Genomic DNA, 14181 nt, shown 5'->3' on the forward strand with positions numbered 1-14181 from the left:
ACGAAACGCGCAGACTAGTTCCGTTTCGAACGGCGATATGCTGCTGGTGTCGTGTCCAGATGACGGCGGAACAGTCGAGTCAGGTGCTCCTGATGTGAAAAGCCACATTCGTAGGCTATTTCAGCAATCGACATGGTCGACTTTTCGAGCAAGTTTCTTGCACGATCTATGCGCAACTTGATCAAAAACTGATGAGGAGGCATCCCCAATTCGGACCGGAACATTCGCGCAATATGGCTTGGGCTACGATTGGTCGCTTCCGCAACGTCACTCAGATTGATCGTTGAGTCCATGTTGTTCGACATATAGTCGATCGCCTCTGAGAGAGCTGGCGTTACTCGAGAAACGTTCAAAATGCCGTTGCTTGGCTTAAGCTTAGCATTCGAGTGATTGCGTATCAGTTGCGCGGCGATAGCACGCGACAGGTAGTCGGCGAACATGCCGGAGGCTGTACTGTCGTCTTCGAGCGCAAATGCAGTCGCCTCAATCAACGAGCGCAAGGTTGCGTTCTGAATGACATCAGAATTGATAATCACCTTGCTGGGGTCGTTCTCGGCGATGTCCGCAGCGACTTCTTCGATAACGGCACGACGGACATAGACGTGTGCGGTTTCGACACTCTCTTTCAAATTGATGCCAAACTCTTCACCAGACGAAATCAAGTGAATGGATCCCGCAGGAACCGTTCGCGCCCCAATCTTCCGGTCTAAGATATTCTCGATCTCGACCGGACCATTGCGATGTAGGACCAACAGCTGATCGCGCGCTGGGCCAAAAACGCCTTCAAAAGGACGCTCGCATTGCACGGACGCAAAGACTGATGTCCAGTCTTTCCCATTGCTGGTGGAACGAAAGTTCACACCAGGAAGGGATAACATCCCATGCGTTTCCTCAATGCCGAAAGGCCTAGTCAAATACATATTAGTCTCTCCCACTTCTGAAGGTCGGACTTTTCGTCTTCTTGCCCTTCAGGGCCTTGAGCCAAGGCACTCTCGGCGCCGCACCTTAAGCGAGACCCGATCAGCATTTTCCAGCCCACCACTCGATCCCTTTTTGAACGCTCAACCGAGCGCTCTAATGCACTGGACGAAGTGGCTATGGACTGCTTTAAATGCTGGCTGACGCATGTCGACGAGACCGCGTACTGCTACGCTGCCCCTCCTCCAAGGTTACATCAGCGACAGATCGTTAGGCGCCTTAGGTGGCGGAACCGATGATGTAATTAATGCATTCGCCAGAGGCTGCCGCAAGATGATCTGAGCGATATGCGAGTTTTGTTGACATAACGCACAAGATGCGGCGTTGACGAGCGCGGATCTGGGCATCAATTGGTCAAAAAACTGCACAAAACAACTATTTTTCTACCGCTCGAAATAATCACGCAATCGTTGTAAACGGGCACGCATCAAAAGCGGTTATGCACAAAGCTATCATGACTAACGCCCTCATATTTCAGGGTGTTCTCGGTTAGTGTCGCTGTGCAAAACAGAACAAAATCATGAAAAACAGGGCGCGACCGGTACGCGACTTTAGTCGCATACCAGCTTCACCCTGTAAAAACCTGTGATGGACGGTTCGGGCTGAGTCGCGCTTTAGGTCATAACGACACGTGCAACGGACGTCACCAGAGCCGATTTCATATCCGCTTCCACAACTCGGGTGCGGCCTCACCTGGCAAGCGACCAAAGCAACGTTGGTAATACTCGCCATACGTTGCGCGCTCCACCTCATCACAGCGGTTGAGGAATGAGGTGTGAAATGCGAAGTCCAGATCGCCAAATACGCGCAGGTTCTGCGCCCAAGAAATGACCGTTCGCGGCGACATCACCACGGATACATCGCCCTGCGCAAAACCGCTGCGCGTAAGATTTGCCATGCGCACCATCTGCAACAAGACCGAGCGGTGCGGTTCGTCTGCCATCCAACATTGCTTACTTAGTACGACGTTAAGCTCTGCTTCTTCCGAGAGGTAATCGAGACGGGCCACAACGTTCCAGCGGTCAAGCTGGGCTTGGTTAAGCTGCTGGGTGCCGTGATAGAGCCCTGTCACATCCCCCAGACCAACCGTATTGGCCGTGGCGAACAGACGAAAGAAAGGGTTGGGCGGAATGACCTTGTTCTGATCCATAATGGTCAGCTTGCCGTCAGCTTCCAAAATGCGCTGGATCACGAACATGACGTCCGGACGGCCAGCATCATACTCATCGAGGATCAGTACAACCGGCCGCTGATAGCACCAAGGCAACAGCCCTTCGCGGTAATCTGTGACCTGCTTCCCGTCCCGGAGAACGATGGCATCCTTCCCTATCAAGTCGATACGAGACACGTGACTATCGAGGTTGAGGCGAACACAGGGCCAATTGAGACACGCAGCGACCTGTTCAATATGGCTCGATTTACCCGTGCCATGACGCCCCTGCAGCAGAACACGCAAATTGTCCCGGAAACCAGCCAGGATGGCCATCGTCGTCGACGGATCGAACTGATAGCCCGGATCAACGGTCGGCACGTGCTCGTTACCTGTCGAAAAGGCAGGAACCGTCCCATCGACATCAATCCCAAACGTATCGCGAATGGACACTTCTGTGTCTGGCTTTGCCAAAGTGAAATTGTCTTCGCTCATGAACTCGCCTGCAACTTAGAGATGACGATATTGCCATCTTCGATATGAACCGGAACCGGGTCGAGCCAGCAATTCTGGGCGGCACCTGCTACACCAAATCCGTCTTCAATCCGGAATTCGGCGAAATGCATGGTGCAGCGAATTCGGCTGCCATCTTCGTTCAAAAAATGGCCTGCACGGTGGTTCAGCGGCGATGAATAGTGCGGACAAATGTTGAGATAGCCGTAGACGTGCTCGTCCCGCCGAACAACAAACATGGAGAACACGGTCGTTCCGCGGCCAAAGACATATTCCTTTGCCTTGCCGTTCCCGACGTCTTCGAGCGGGCCTAAAACCGTTCCGGGCATAGGCGCACGCGGCCGTGTGCGCCATAGGTTTGGATCGGGCTGCGAAAGTGCGTCAGCCATTGCGGGCCTCTGGCTGGCCTAAACCCCAATTAAACTGCTCAAGAGTGTACGAGGCGAAGATGCCTGCCTTCATATATTCGTCTTGGGCCAAGAAGGCTTCGACGACAGCTTTGGTCTCCGCTTCAATGACCAGCATCGAGCCATGCATCTGTCCATCGGCGTTCAACAGCGGCCCACCGACATGCACCGTCAATGGGTGGTCGTGATTGCGTAAGAAAGCCCGATGAGTGTCGCGAAGCGCCAAGCGTGTGTCGAGGACACCCGGTTTATCAAAGGCGTGAAAGCAAAAATATGCCATTGTCAGACCTTACGGCTCCCGACCTTCATAGGCAGCCTGAAGCATCTCACGGATACCTTCACGCGTTACCGGACGAGGATTGAAGTACGGGTTTTCCATCGCAATATCAGCGACCTTTTCGAGGTCCGCCTCGCTCACGCCCATTTCCTTAAGCGAGCGCTTGCTAGCGCAAACCTTCATGAGGGCATAAAGGCCTCTAGGACCATCATCGGCCTTCAGAGCGCGCGCAATGGCGGCCATAGCTTCAGGCGCAGCTTCACGATTGTAGGCAGCGGTATAGGGAAGCATCAACGCGTGCACATCTGCATGGTTGAGGTTAAGCGTGCCGCCCAGCGTGTGGCAGATCTTGTGGTGAATAGCCATGCCCACCGAACCAAGGCAGATGCCAGCAAACCAAGCGCCGTAAAGCGCATCGCCGTGCGCCTCCAGATTGCTCGGATCATCCATAAGCTTCGGTAGAGCGACGCCCAATGCCCGGATGGATTCTTCGGCCATCATAGAAATGATCGGGTTGCGATCACGGGCATAAAGCCCTTCCATCGAGTGCGCGATTGCATTCAGGCCCGACGGTCCCGAAATGAACTTCGGCATCGTGACCGTCAGCTCGGGATCATAAATCACCGTTTCGGGCAGGACTTTTGGGCTAGACAGCGTCGTTTTTCGACCCATTTCGGTCTGACCCAAAATAGGCGTCATCTCCGAGCCGGCAAACGTGGTCGGCACGATCAGCTGCGGCAGGTCTGTGCGATAGGCGATGGCTTTAGATAGGCCTGTCGTCGAACCGCCGCCGATCGCCAAGCAACCATCTGCGCGCACCGAACTGACCGCCTGCAAGGCCGACTCTGTCACTTCAGTTGGGGTGTGCATGACGGCGCCGGGATACATGATCCCAGCGCGACCTCCGATGGTTTTGGCGATCTCAGCGGCAAGCTGAGATTGATCGGGTGTGGACAGCACGATGGCGCGCTTGATGCCCAGACGTTCGAGTTCTTCGCCAACGCGCGCCCGCGCCCCGGCCCCGAAAATGACACGTGAAGGATTGGCGTTATATACAAAGTCCATAGTGCTCTCCTGTGGTGCGATCAACGCTCGTAGTGGGGAGGCATTTTCGAGTCATAATTGACCCAAACCGATTTTGGCTGCGTGTATTCGCGCATGACTTCAAAGCCCATTTCGCGACCATAGCCACTTTCGCCAACCCCGCCGAATGGCGAACCAGGGTGGACAATCTTGTAGCAATTGACCCAAACCATGCCGGCGTGAATGTCTTGGGCAAGCTTATGAGCACGGGTGAGGTTCTGCGTCCAAAGACCGGAACCCAAACCGTATTGAACGCCATTAGCGATCGCCAATGCTTCTTCGTCGTCTTCAAAAGTGGTGACCGTCACAAACGGACCAAACACTTCCTCTTGGCTCACGCGATCGGTGGGCTTCGCGCGCACGATTGTGGGCTCAACGAAGTAGCCATTTGCGAGGTCTTCACGATCAGGCTGCTTGCCGCCGGTGATGATTTCACCCCCCTCATCCTTGGCAACCTGACAGAACTGCAGCACGCGTTCTTGGTGCATCTTGGACGTCAGAGGGCCCATTTCGGTCTGCGGATCCAGCGGATCGCCAAGGCGAATGGATTTCGCCAGCTTGGTGAAACCGTCGAGGAACTCGTCGGCTACCGATTTGTGCAGGATGAGGCGCGAGCCCGCGATGCAGGCCTGGCCCTGGTTATGGAAAATTGCGAAGGCAGAACCGCCGATGGCAGCCCGAACATTGGCATCACCAAAGACAATATTTGGGCCTTTGCCGCCCAGCTCAAGCTGGACCTTCTTGAGGTTACCAGCCGAAGACTGGACGATGCGGCGGCCAGTAGCCGTTGAGCCGGTGAAAGCGATCTTGCCAACATGAGGATGCTCAGCCAGACGCTGACCAGCGGTGTGGCCATAGCCGGGAACAACGTTGACGACACCTGCTGGAAAGCCAACATCGCGCATCAACTCGGCGATACGCAACGTGCTCAGTGGCGTCAGTTCACTTGGTTTAATAACGATGGCATTACCAGCGGCCAGAGCGGGTGCCATCTTCCAGCTGGTGAACATGAGCGGGAAGTTCCATGGCACGATCTGACCGACCACACCGATTGCTTCGCGCTGAACGTAATTGAGGAAACCCGGATAGACTGGCGGGACGAAACCTTCCAGCTTGTCAGCCATGCCGCCGAAATAGCGGAAGCAGCGCGATGTGCGCGGCACATCCAGCTTGCGCGCATCGCGCACAGGGTGGCCGGTATCAAGCGCTTCAAGTTGGATTAGCTCTTCCGCATTGGCCTCAATCGCATCGGCCAACTTGAGCAGAAGGTGCCCTCGTTCAGCGGCATCAGCACGGCCCCACGCTTTTTGAGCTTGTTTGGCAGCTGCGACGGCAACATCAACGTCTTCCGCACGTGCCTCTGCGATTTCGCAAATGACTTCGCCGGAGAATGGGTTGAAAACAGGGATCGTGCCTTTGGCGATGCCGTCGACGAATTCACCGTTAATGAAGAGCTTGGTTTGCACTGGTCGCACCGATGTTTCTGAGCGTGTTGGAAAAACGGCCGCCCCAGTACTGAGGCGGCCGCAGGGCGGAAGTGGGAGCAACCACCCGTTCGTTAGAACTCAACAGCCACATCAGGGGCCATGCCCTGACGGATGAGCTCAGGAATCTTGGGCGAACCGTTTTCCCACACCAAGAGCATCGAGCGCTTGGCCGAGAAGCCCTGGTGACGAATGTCAGCTGGCATACAGCAGCAATCGCCTGGCTTCATGTTGATCACCGCGCGTGGACGACCGGTTGCGCCGTCCTTTACGTTCCAAGTGATGTCGTCGGTCAACTGAATGAACCATTCACAGCGGTCGTTACCGTGCTCAACGGGAAGGATGTATTCTTCCGAAGTTGGGCAGAACAGGCTGTCCTTTACCACCGAACAAACCGATGGGTTCCAGGTCACGTCAGAGCGCGACAGATACCCAAACAGATTGTAAGCCGAAACTTCGTGCTCGAAGCCAGGTGCAGCGTGAACTTCTGGCTGATCCTGCGGTACGTCAGCAAACATGCGATTGACTGGGTAGCCATTGCCGTCGGTACGAACCGGAGTATCACCCGGCAGGCCAACCATACGACGTGCAGTCACGCGCTCGCGGCTAACAGCTTCGTCGTTGTCACCGTTCTTGATACCCCATGGAACACCGGTTTCCATTGGCGCCGCAAACGGATCGTACCCCTCATTGGTCCAGTCCGAGACCATCTGCTTGAAGATGTCCATGAGCTTGTCGGCCTTAAAGCGCTCGACAAAATCACGACCAGCAGAGGTGTAAGCCTCGTTTGTGGAGCCCAGGAACATATCGACTTCACCATAATAATTGGTGGTGCCGAAGACCTGGTCAAAGTTCACAGTGCCATAAAAGAAGCCCCAAGCCACGTCACGCATCAGTGCGCGCAGGAAGGCGTCTGCCGGCATCGTGTGCACCCCATTCGGAGTGTTCACGTAGCAGAAGTACTCGTCACGATGAAACTTGAACGAGCCAGCCTGGAAAGATTTATAACCAGTAACGTTGTCAGCCGGATTGACGGCATAACCACCAGTGATGGGAAGACCGCGCGGATTGCTGATCTCGCCTTCGCTGCTATCAAAGCCTTCTTTCATAGCCATTTTAGGATCTCCTCTTCCGGCCTTACTTCTGGCAGAACTGCGCCCACTTATGCTGGGTCACGGCGCCGTCGATGGTCTGAATGATGATGGTGCAGGTTTCAGCTGCTGAGAATTTATAGGCGCAGCCGACGGGCAGCATGGCCATGTGACCACGGCTCAGCACCACATAACCCATCGCTTCACCGATAGGCTGGCCCTGCACAATCACAGCACCTTCGCTCTCAGGATCGACAACAGCATCCGGATCAGTGAGCTTGATGAAATCGACACGAACCTTGCCGTCCATAGCAATGACGAACTCATCATGCGCGGCAGAGTACCAAGGAGATTCACCTTCGGCCTTGGCAGATTCAATGACGTATTCAAAATTCTTTGCGACAGCTACACGCTCATAAGGCGCTGATTTCGCAGCAACTTCAAACATGTTCGAAAATACGTAGCGCTTCGGATCATCATCAATGGCGGTGATCCCGCCTTTTTTGTACGAGTGGATCGAGCCGAACTCTGTGGTGTACTGTGCCACGCCACACTCTCCTCTGTTTGTATCAGGTGTTAACCTTCCATCTACGAGTTGTATTTCGAGTACACCTTTTGAGCCTGCACAAAGCTGCCAAGCTTCTGCGCATTCCGAGCCAAATGCCGCCCCTTCACGCTGACAAAACTGTTACAATTGAAGCGGTTGGAGGAAGCGATGACAGACGGCGAAATCAGATCAACGATCCTGAAGCGCGACGACAAGGGCGCAGTGCGAAACGGCGCCGAATGGCTCGCCTTATGGTCCGACCCATCCTCCATGATGAGCCGCGCTGAAAAATCCGACGCCAAGGCGCACGACCGGCATCGTCTCGATTTGGCGCAACAATTGGCCGCCTCGGCGCGCTCGCTTTCAGGACGTGACGATCTCGACATTCAAGTCGTTGGCGATGACGGAGTGTATACTGGTCTGAAGGCAAGCTTGGGTGAGCTGACCGACGAAAACATGCCCGCGCTTCGCGGCCGCGTCGATTCAGTAGCGCTATTTATAGCGCACCATGACGCCCAAATTCATGCCGCCCTCGCTCCTCCCGATCCAAACGAGCGCCGTTTGTTCGACCTACTGGAGCTCGTACGATGCGAGTCCTTTGGCGCAGAGCGTCTGCCAGGTGTTGCTGAGAACATTGTCGCCAACCACATTGATCGCCTCTCTCGTCTCGACATCATGGGGGCCCACTTAGCAGCTTTGGTTCCGCTCGAAGAGGCGATCCGGATGGTGGTTGGCGACGTCCTGAATGGCCGCAACGAAGCGTCAATTCCCACCTCTGGCTTCTGGATGTGGCACCGTTGGATGCACCAGCGTTTGGACGCCCAACTCGCCAAGTTGAGCGAGACGATGGGCGATCAGCAGGACTACGCCTTTGCAGCCAAGTGGTTCTTACAGACGCTTTACGAGGCTCTGCAGGGGCGCGGCGACGGCCCAACCCGCCGCGAGATCAGTAACCGCACTGGTGGCGGCGATGAGGAGGAAGAGCTCGAACACGGCGGCACCCAGACCGATGAAGACAACAGCTTTGAGCCTGGCCCGGAGGCTTTAGTTTCCGACGAGAAGCTGGATGCGTTACCGATCATCGATTTCATCCCGCCGCCCCGACCTCCTGCATACAGGCCCTATACAGACTCTCACGATCGCATCGCCCGCGCAGACGAACTCGTGCCGCAACAAATTATGCGGCAAGCGCAAGATGCGCTGGAACAAAAGCGCTCCGCCAATAAGCGGGCTATGGCCCGTCTTGTTACCCAATTGCAGCGCCGGCTCATGGCTAAACAAACGCGGTCTTGGGCGTTTGACCTCGAAGACGGGCTCATCGACGCCTCTCGCCTTGACCGCGTCATTGTCAATCCGGGCTTCGCTGACGCCTACAAGCAGGAAGAAGAGTCTCAGTTCCGGGATACTTGCGTTACACTCCTCATCGACAACTCCGGCTCTATGCGCGGCAAGACCATTGAACTCGCCTGCATGGCATCTGACCTGATCTGCGCGGCGCTGGAGAATTGCTCTGTGTCGACGGAAGTTTTGGGTTTCACCACTCAAGGATGGAAGGGCGGTGCCGCAGCCCAAGATTGGATGCGTGCTGATCGCCCGGCCAATCCAGGCCGCCTAAACGATCTCCTCCACATCATCTACAAAAGCGCTGACGAACCGTATCGCCGGGCAAAGCTCAACCTGTGTGCAATGATGTCCAACGACCTGCTCAAAGAGAACATCGACGGCGAAGCACTGCTTTGGGCGGCGCGTCGTCTCGTTGGCCGACCAGAGCAACGCCGGATTTTGCTTGTCATTTCCGATGGCGCTCCTGTTGATCAAGCGACTATCGAGGCAAACGAAGACAAAGCCATCCTCGACCGTCATCTCAAAGAAGTGGTTGCCGAGATCGAACGTACTGGTCAGATCGAGCTTGCGGCCCTAGGCATTCGTCACGAGGTCGACCAATACTATCGCCATGCCAAGCGCATCGATGCCATCGACGATTTAGGACCCGCGCTCATCGGAATGCTCGACCAGATGCTCAGACGATAAAGGGGCCATTCGGCCCCTTTCAAATTTCTACTTTTCGCAAACTGACGACAATCTCTATCTTGGCCACTTCGTAGCCTTCAGGGACCGATTTAACGTCAGTCACGCTCACCGCCCCCGGCTCCATGTCGATAATCTTGTCATCATCCAAGATATAGAAGTGGTGGTGACCTGAGGTATCGGTATCGAAAACCGCACGCGTCCCCTTGAACGAGAGTTCGCGAATAAGGCCTGAGCTTTGGAACTGATGCAGCGTGTTGTAAACCGTTGCCAGGGACATCTCCTGCCCCGAAGCGTGAACCTCACTGTGCAGATCCTCAGCGGTCAAGTGCCGCCCGCGTCCAAATATACGATCAGCGAGTTCAACGCGCTGCCGCGTTGGTCTAAGGCCAGACATCCGCAGCAGCGTTTTGATACAGCCGCGCCGAGATGGCTCATCGTCAACACACATATCCGTCTTGATATTCATCGACATAGCGACCTCCGAGCCATACCTTGCCAAGGCAGATAGGCCTGTGCCTGCAAAAACAATGCACAGGCCTGCACATGCTTGTCAGTGGATGCCGATTAAACCCGGCTCAAGAAGATAATAGCCTGAGAGTTTCAGCGTGATCGTTGCGTCTTCGAAGGTTGGATTTGCAAAATACCAGCCGTGAATTCCGGTCAATGGTGCCGTCAATGCGCCATGGCCTTCTTGCATTTCCCCCTTAATATAATCCATCACGATTTCTGGACTGCCATCGCTGGTGACGGTGTGACCATGGAACTCAACGACCACCGGCGTTGACGCTGTCCACGAATAGACAAGCGTCTGCCCTTCTTCCATCGTGACCTTATATTCGGTCGCGCCAAGCCCTGCACCAAGCGCGCCAAGTGGAATTTCGATCTCGTCCTGACGGAACGGAATAGGCTCAGCCTTGGAAATATCTGGCGGCGCTGAGAACTTCGTCTCGACCACAATTTCTTGCGGCTGCGATAACTTTAGAATGCCTGTCAGCTTTCCAAAGCCAGTTGGGTCCACACCGAACTCCGCCGGCATTGCCACCAACACAGTAAGCGCCGCTCCCAAAACGGCCGCGGCACCCACTTGGCGCGCCAAGCCTCCCCACGACGCTGCTGTCTGTGTTTTCGCAGTATTATCGCTCATACTTGCCTCCAAAAGCCGATGAGTTGGATAGCCGTCAGCGCAAAGCCTGCAGCCATAATCAGAACATTGATGAAAGCGGCCTGACGGGAGAAGCTTGGCTGCGCTCTCCAAAGAGCCAACGCCGTCAAGATGAACGCCAGCGCAGAAAGCTGGCCAAGCTCAACGCCAACGTTGAACGCGACCATGTTGGCTATCAGCCCATCGGGAGACAGGTTGATATCTTGCAATTTGGTCGCCAAGCCAAAACCGTGAACCAAACCAAAGGCGAGCACAATCGCGCGCTGGTTCGGCACAAAGCCGAGCAGTTTTTGCACGCCGCCAAGATTGTCCAACGCCTTATAAACGACCGAAAGACCGATCACCGCGTCTACAAGATACGCGTCCAGGTGCAGGCCAGTCAGTACGCCGAGCAACAGGGTTGCCGAATGCCCGAGCGAAAACAGGGTGATGTAAATCACCACGTCTTTCATCCGGAAAACGTAGAAAAGCACCCCAAGCAAAAACAGCAAATGATCATAGCCGGTGAACATGTGCTTGGCGCCGAGATAGAGGTATGGACCGATGTCCACGCCCCGCGACGCCTCCAAAAATGCCGCGTCTCCGCCTGCAACACCGTGAGCCCAAGTCGGCCCCACAAAGGCGAAGCTAAACAGCAGCACAAAAAGCGCTGGTACCTTCATCACCACCCCACACCATTTCACTAAAGCCGAATAGTGCTACCCAGGGGTCGCAAGTGCCTGCCTAAACGCGCAGACAAACTGCACGAACAGAATGAAGCTGCACAAAGGAGAATTATTTCAGGCAGAACTCTTCCTCCTACGCGCAATAGGATGACGCTCTCGATGGGGAGCCCTCGACCGCACATGCGTACTGGATCTATTCTACAACTGCTGCCGTTATTCGACCCACAGGGGCGCTTCTCAGCTCTAAAGTCATTGACGCTTGTGCTTCTGGCCTTGCCTGCTCTGTGGCTGGCTCACGGCTTTACATCGGGCGAATGGGACTTCCCCTCACCCTATATTCCGCTCATCTACCATTCCGGACTTTGGACCGCATACCTGCTCTTGGCATCGCTGGCCATCACGCCCCTACGCAAGATTTTGCGCTGGAGTAAGCTCCTCCAAGTTCGGCGTATGATAGGCGTGGCCAGCTACTTCTACCTTGTCGTGCATCTCTACGCTTGGATTGGGTTGCGGTACTTCAATGTGGAGACACTGCTGATCGAAGGCCTGTCCCGCCCCTCACTTTGGCTCGCCACTATCTCCCTTTTCATCTTCACGGCCCTCACCATCACCTCGCTCGACTTCGCCGTTCAGCGCATGGGCGGCGAGAATTGGCGGCGCCTTCACCGCCTCACCTATACGGCGACGATCGCCGGCCTCATCCATTTCCTGCTCTCCCCTGGCTCGATCGTTGGCACGCCGTTTTTACTGCCGGGGATATTCCTGTGGCTGATGGTTTGGCGTTCGCTGGACAAGCGCGACCGAGGGACATCCCCCTTCCTCTTGCTCGTGCTCACAATCACCACCGCAGTGATCACTGTCCTACTGCAATTGCTCTGGCTCAGTGCGTTCCAAACCGCACCACAACCGGTAGAACCGTGGAGCACAACATTTTTCGCGCTGTCACCAGACACATGGGAGTACTTGGGCTTCCCACCAGTGCTTGTGGTATTGATTTTGGGTGGAATGGCCAGCCTATGCGCCGCGTTCAGGCAGAAGCGGATGACACGAAGGTAACGAGGTCACACTAGCAAGACTCAGCGTCAGTAGTCCGGCCCGGCCCATCGTGACATTGGAAATCGGATGTGAGCTTTTCTGGTTTCCAGCGGAAACTCTACCCCTCCGAAATCGTATCTCTATGGATACAGGTAAACGGTATTGCGCGCTGCTCAAATGCCTTATGGACGAGGGGAGGCATATGAGAAGTAAATACGGATTCTGCAACGTCCGACTTGGCAGCGATATTGGTCATAATCGCCACGTCCAGCCGCCTTCAGCTTTCGCACCCATTTCAGTCATTTGGCAGGCCCCGCGAGCTTCACGAAAGCTGCCGTTACGGTGATGACATGAGAAGGCGACTGGTAGATAGAATGCATGGGGTGACTACGGACTTGGCGGCGCTTGTACAACGAAGGCTGCTGAAGCCGTGTGCTCGACGGTGAACAACGCTTCCGCGCCACTAGTTGGCGACGAAGCATCATTCGCTCACCGCAAGACGTTTTGCGCGCGGCGCCCGTAGCATTGCGCAAGTCAGCTTTCAGTCGGCCGATACGGCAAAGAATCTTTTCATTCAAGTCAATTCAATTCAGCCCGTGCCATTGACGATGGCGCTGATAGTTCCCGGAAACAGATATTCTCGTTCAAAGGGTCCGCAGAACCTGAGCGTTATTCGTTGTATCCCAAAGCAATCGTCTTAGCGTACAGCCACGAAATAGCCCCAGAACTTAGTGCACCGTTGCCGCGTCGATGGTAGTGCTCCTGCACAGGAACTGCGGATAGAGGCAACATATTGTGACTTCAGTTCTATTGATATTTGGCTCTTCGAACGTGGGGAAATCCACCCTAGCGGCCCGCATCCAAGCAGCGCTCGGATGGGATGTGCAGTCGACGGATGTGATTGCAAGGCATCCTGGACGCCCGTGGCCCGAGGTGCGGGATCAAGTGGCTGAATACTATTCCAGCCTGAATGACGAAACGATTTATTGGTTCCTGCGTGTACACCACGAGAACATGTGGCCTCACATTCAACACCTGATTGCAGCAGCACTCAACGGGGGGGCGGGCGTGGTACTAGAGGGTTCTGCCCTGCGTCCAGAGTATGTCGCTGAGATGTCCCACTCTCATTTGTCGGCGATTGGGTTACATGCTGACGAGCAATTCATTACAGCTCGCATCAAAGCTAAAAGCCAGTACAGTCAACTAAATCCTGCACGCCAGATGCTGATCGACAAATTCCTGAACAGGACCTTACGCGATAACGCAGAGGTATTTGAGTCAGCAAGTAGACTGGGATTGCCGCTGATCAACGTTGCGAACTCTGAGCAGCTAGATTGGTTTGTTGAAAACCTAAAACTACAAAATCAATTGTGAGATCCCCGCTGATACGTTGATGCCCGCCAAGCGGTGGCAGTTTCTCTCGCTTCAAAACCGATCAAACGAGAACAGCAAATTGCGGCCCCATATAGGTCATAATTGTTCCCGTGTAGCGAACCTAAAAACCTACATCGTCGGTAGTTAAGGGATCTCTCTGCAAAATATCATTCTTAATGACTATGTTCTGCCGTGTCTTTCTGGACGATAGTTGTCCGTCGTCAGATGCTTTGTCTCAGATTTGCGCTTTAATTAGCGGAGAGCACTGCTCGTCGTTCGGTTGATGTTATGCGGCAAGCCTATGGTGCATCAAGCGTCGATGCTGGATTGTTTTGCGTTTGATGTTTTCGCGGTTTTTGATGACGGCAGATGCTCTGCCGAAGT

At 54.8% G+C, this 14181-nt stretch carries 14 protein-coding genes; 3 read left to right on the forward strand and 11 right to left on the reverse strand.

Translation table 11 applies throughout. The features are described from left to right. Positions 1 to 14 precede the first annotated feature (14 nt). The 8 genes from JHL21_RS17020 to JHL21_RS17055 all read right to left on the reverse strand — a co-directional run bounded on the left by JHL21_RS17020 (position 15) and on the right by JHL21_RS17055 (position 7530). Positions 15 to 920 (reverse strand): helix-turn-helix domain-containing protein, encoded by a 906-nt coding sequence (locus JHL21_RS17020; protein WP_210338938.1) that lies wholly within the window; start codon positions 918 to 920, stop codon positions 15 to 17. Between the two features lie 716 nt (positions 921 to 1636). Then, positions 1637 to 2623: an AAA family ATPase gene (locus JHL21_RS17025; protein ID WP_200214846.1), complete on the reverse strand. Its 987-nt coding sequence runs from the start codon at positions 2621 to 2623 to the stop codon at positions 1637 to 1639. Further along, positions 2620 to 3030, reverse strand: coding sequence for a Rieske 2Fe-2S domain-containing protein (locus JHL21_RS17030; RefSeq protein WP_182395257.1), 411 nt, complete (start codon positions 3028 to 3030; stop codon positions 2620 to 2622). The genes JHL21_RS17025 and JHL21_RS17030 overlap by 4 nt, the downstream gene beginning before the upstream one ends. Continuing rightward, positions 3023 to 3328, reverse strand: coding sequence for a YciI family protein (locus JHL21_RS17035; protein ID WP_182395255.1), 306 nt, complete (start codon positions 3326 to 3328; stop codon positions 3023 to 3025). The genes JHL21_RS17030 and JHL21_RS17035 overlap by 8 nt, the downstream gene beginning before the upstream one ends. A 9-nt stretch (positions 3329 to 3337) precedes the next feature. Continuing rightward, complete coding sequence (locus tag JHL21_RS17040; RefSeq protein ID WP_200214848.1) at positions 3338 to 4390, reverse strand: maleylacetate reductase; 1053 nt, start codon at positions 4388 to 4390, stop codon at positions 3338 to 3340. Positions 4391 to 4410: 20 nt separating this feature from the next. Next, entirely contained in the window at positions 4411 to 5874 is a 1464-nt protein-coding gene (locus JHL21_RS17045; protein ID WP_199532780.1) for an aldehyde dehydrogenase family protein, read from the reverse strand. Positions 5875 to 5966: 92 nt separating this feature from the next. Next, positions 5967 to 7007 (reverse strand): hypothetical protein, encoded by a 1041-nt coding sequence (locus JHL21_RS17050; protein ID WP_199368542.1) that lies wholly within the window; start codon positions 7005 to 7007, stop codon positions 5967 to 5969. Between the two features lie 22 nt (positions 7008 to 7029). Beyond that, entirely contained in the window at positions 7030 to 7530 is a 501-nt protein-coding gene (locus JHL21_RS17055) for a hydroxyquinol 1,2-dioxygenase (RefSeq protein WP_182395250.1), read from the reverse strand. A 168-nt stretch (positions 7531 to 7698) separates the two neighbouring features. On the opposite strand from JHL21_RS17055, the gene JHL21_RS17060 reads away from it, so the two are divergent. Further along, positions 7699 to 9561: a hypothetical protein gene (locus JHL21_RS17060; protein ID WP_200214849.1), complete on the forward strand. Its 1863-nt coding sequence runs from the start codon at positions 7699 to 7701 to the stop codon at positions 9559 to 9561. Positions 9562 to 9580: 19 nt separating this feature from the next. Here the strand turns inward: JHL21_RS17060 and irrA are convergent, their stop codons facing one another. The 3 genes from irrA to JHL21_RS17075 all read right to left on the reverse strand — a co-directional run bounded on the left by irrA (position 9581) and on the right by JHL21_RS17075 (position 11385). Beyond that, positions 9581 to 10033 (reverse strand): iron response transcriptional regulator IrrA, encoded by a 453-nt coding sequence (gene irrA, locus JHL21_RS17065; RefSeq protein ID WP_254082104.1) that lies wholly within the window; start codon positions 10031 to 10033, stop codon positions 9581 to 9583. A 78-nt stretch (positions 10034 to 10111) separates the two neighbouring features. Further along, the gene (locus JHL21_RS17070) at positions 10112 to 10705 is read right to left on the reverse strand and encodes a hypothetical protein (RefSeq protein ID WP_182395246.1); all 594 of its coding nucleotides are present in this window, start codon (positions 10703 to 10705) and stop codon (positions 10112 to 10114) included. Then, complete coding sequence (locus JHL21_RS17075) at positions 10702 to 11385, reverse strand: HupE/UreJ family protein (protein WP_200214851.1); 684 nt, start codon at positions 11383 to 11385, stop codon at positions 10702 to 10704. The genes JHL21_RS17070 and JHL21_RS17075 overlap by 4 nt, the downstream gene beginning before the upstream one ends. Before the next feature lie 183 nt (positions 11386 to 11568). On the opposite strand from JHL21_RS17075, the gene JHL21_RS17080 reads away from it, so the two are divergent. Together JHL21_RS17080 and JHL21_RS17085 are read left to right on the forward strand one after the other, a co-directional pair. After that, the gene (locus JHL21_RS17080) at positions 11569 to 12444 is read left to right on the forward strand and encodes a sulfite oxidase heme-binding subunit YedZ (protein WP_200214852.1); all 876 of its coding nucleotides are present in this window, start codon (positions 11569 to 11571) and stop codon (positions 12442 to 12444) included. A gap of 774 nt (positions 12445 to 13218) precedes the next feature. After that, a complete protein-coding gene (locus tag JHL21_RS17085) occupies positions 13219 to 13797 on the forward strand; it encodes a hypothetical protein (protein WP_210338939.1) in 579 nt (192 codons plus the stop codon). Positions 13798 to 14181 lie beyond the last annotated feature (384 nt).

The sequence above is a fragment of the Devosia sp. WQ 349K1 genome, from assembly GCF_016595685.1.
Taxonomy (GTDB): domain Bacteria; phylum Pseudomonadota; class Alphaproteobacteria; order Rhizobiales; family Devosiaceae; genus Devosia.

Coding starts and splice junctions, on each gene's coding strand:
- JHL21_RS17020 (WP_210338938.1), bottom strand. CDS start 920: ATGTATTTGACTAGGCCTTTCGGCATTGAGGAAACGCATGGGATGTTA.
- JHL21_RS17025 (WP_200214846.1), bottom strand. CDS start 2,623: ATGAGCGAAGACAATTTCACTTTGGCAAAGCCAGACACAGAAGTGTCC.
- JHL21_RS17030 (WP_182395257.1), bottom strand. CDS start 3,030: ATGGCTGACGCACTTTCGCAGCCCGATCCAAACCTATGGCGCACACGG.
- JHL21_RS17035 (WP_182395255.1), bottom strand. CDS start 3,328: ATGGCATATTTTTGCTTTCACGCCTTTGATAAACCGGGTGTCCTCGAC.
- JHL21_RS17040 (WP_200214848.1), bottom strand. CDS start 4,390: ATGGACTTTGTATATAACGCCAATCCTTCACGTGTCATTTTCGGGGCC.
- JHL21_RS17050 (WP_199368542.1), bottom strand. CDS start 7,007: ATGGCTATGAAAGAAGGCTTTGATAGCAGCGAAGGCGAGATCAGCAAT.
- JHL21_RS17060 (WP_200214849.1), top strand. CDS start 7,699: ATGACAGACGGCGAAATCAGATCAACGATCCTGAAGCGCGACGACAAG.
- irrA (WP_254082104.1), bottom strand. CDS start 10,033: ATGTCGATGAATATCAAGACGGATATGTGTGTTGACGATGAGCCATCT.
- JHL21_RS17070 (WP_182395246.1), bottom strand. CDS start 10,705: ATGAGCGATAATACTGCGAAAACACAGACAGCAGCGTCGTGGGGAGGC.
- JHL21_RS17075 (WP_200214851.1), bottom strand. CDS start 11,385: ATGAAGGTACCAGCGCTTTTTGTGCTGCTGTTTAGCTTCGCCTTTGTG.
- JHL21_RS17080 (WP_200214852.1), top strand. CDS start 11,569: ATGCGTACTGGATCTATTCTACAACTGCTGCCGTTATTCGACCCACAG.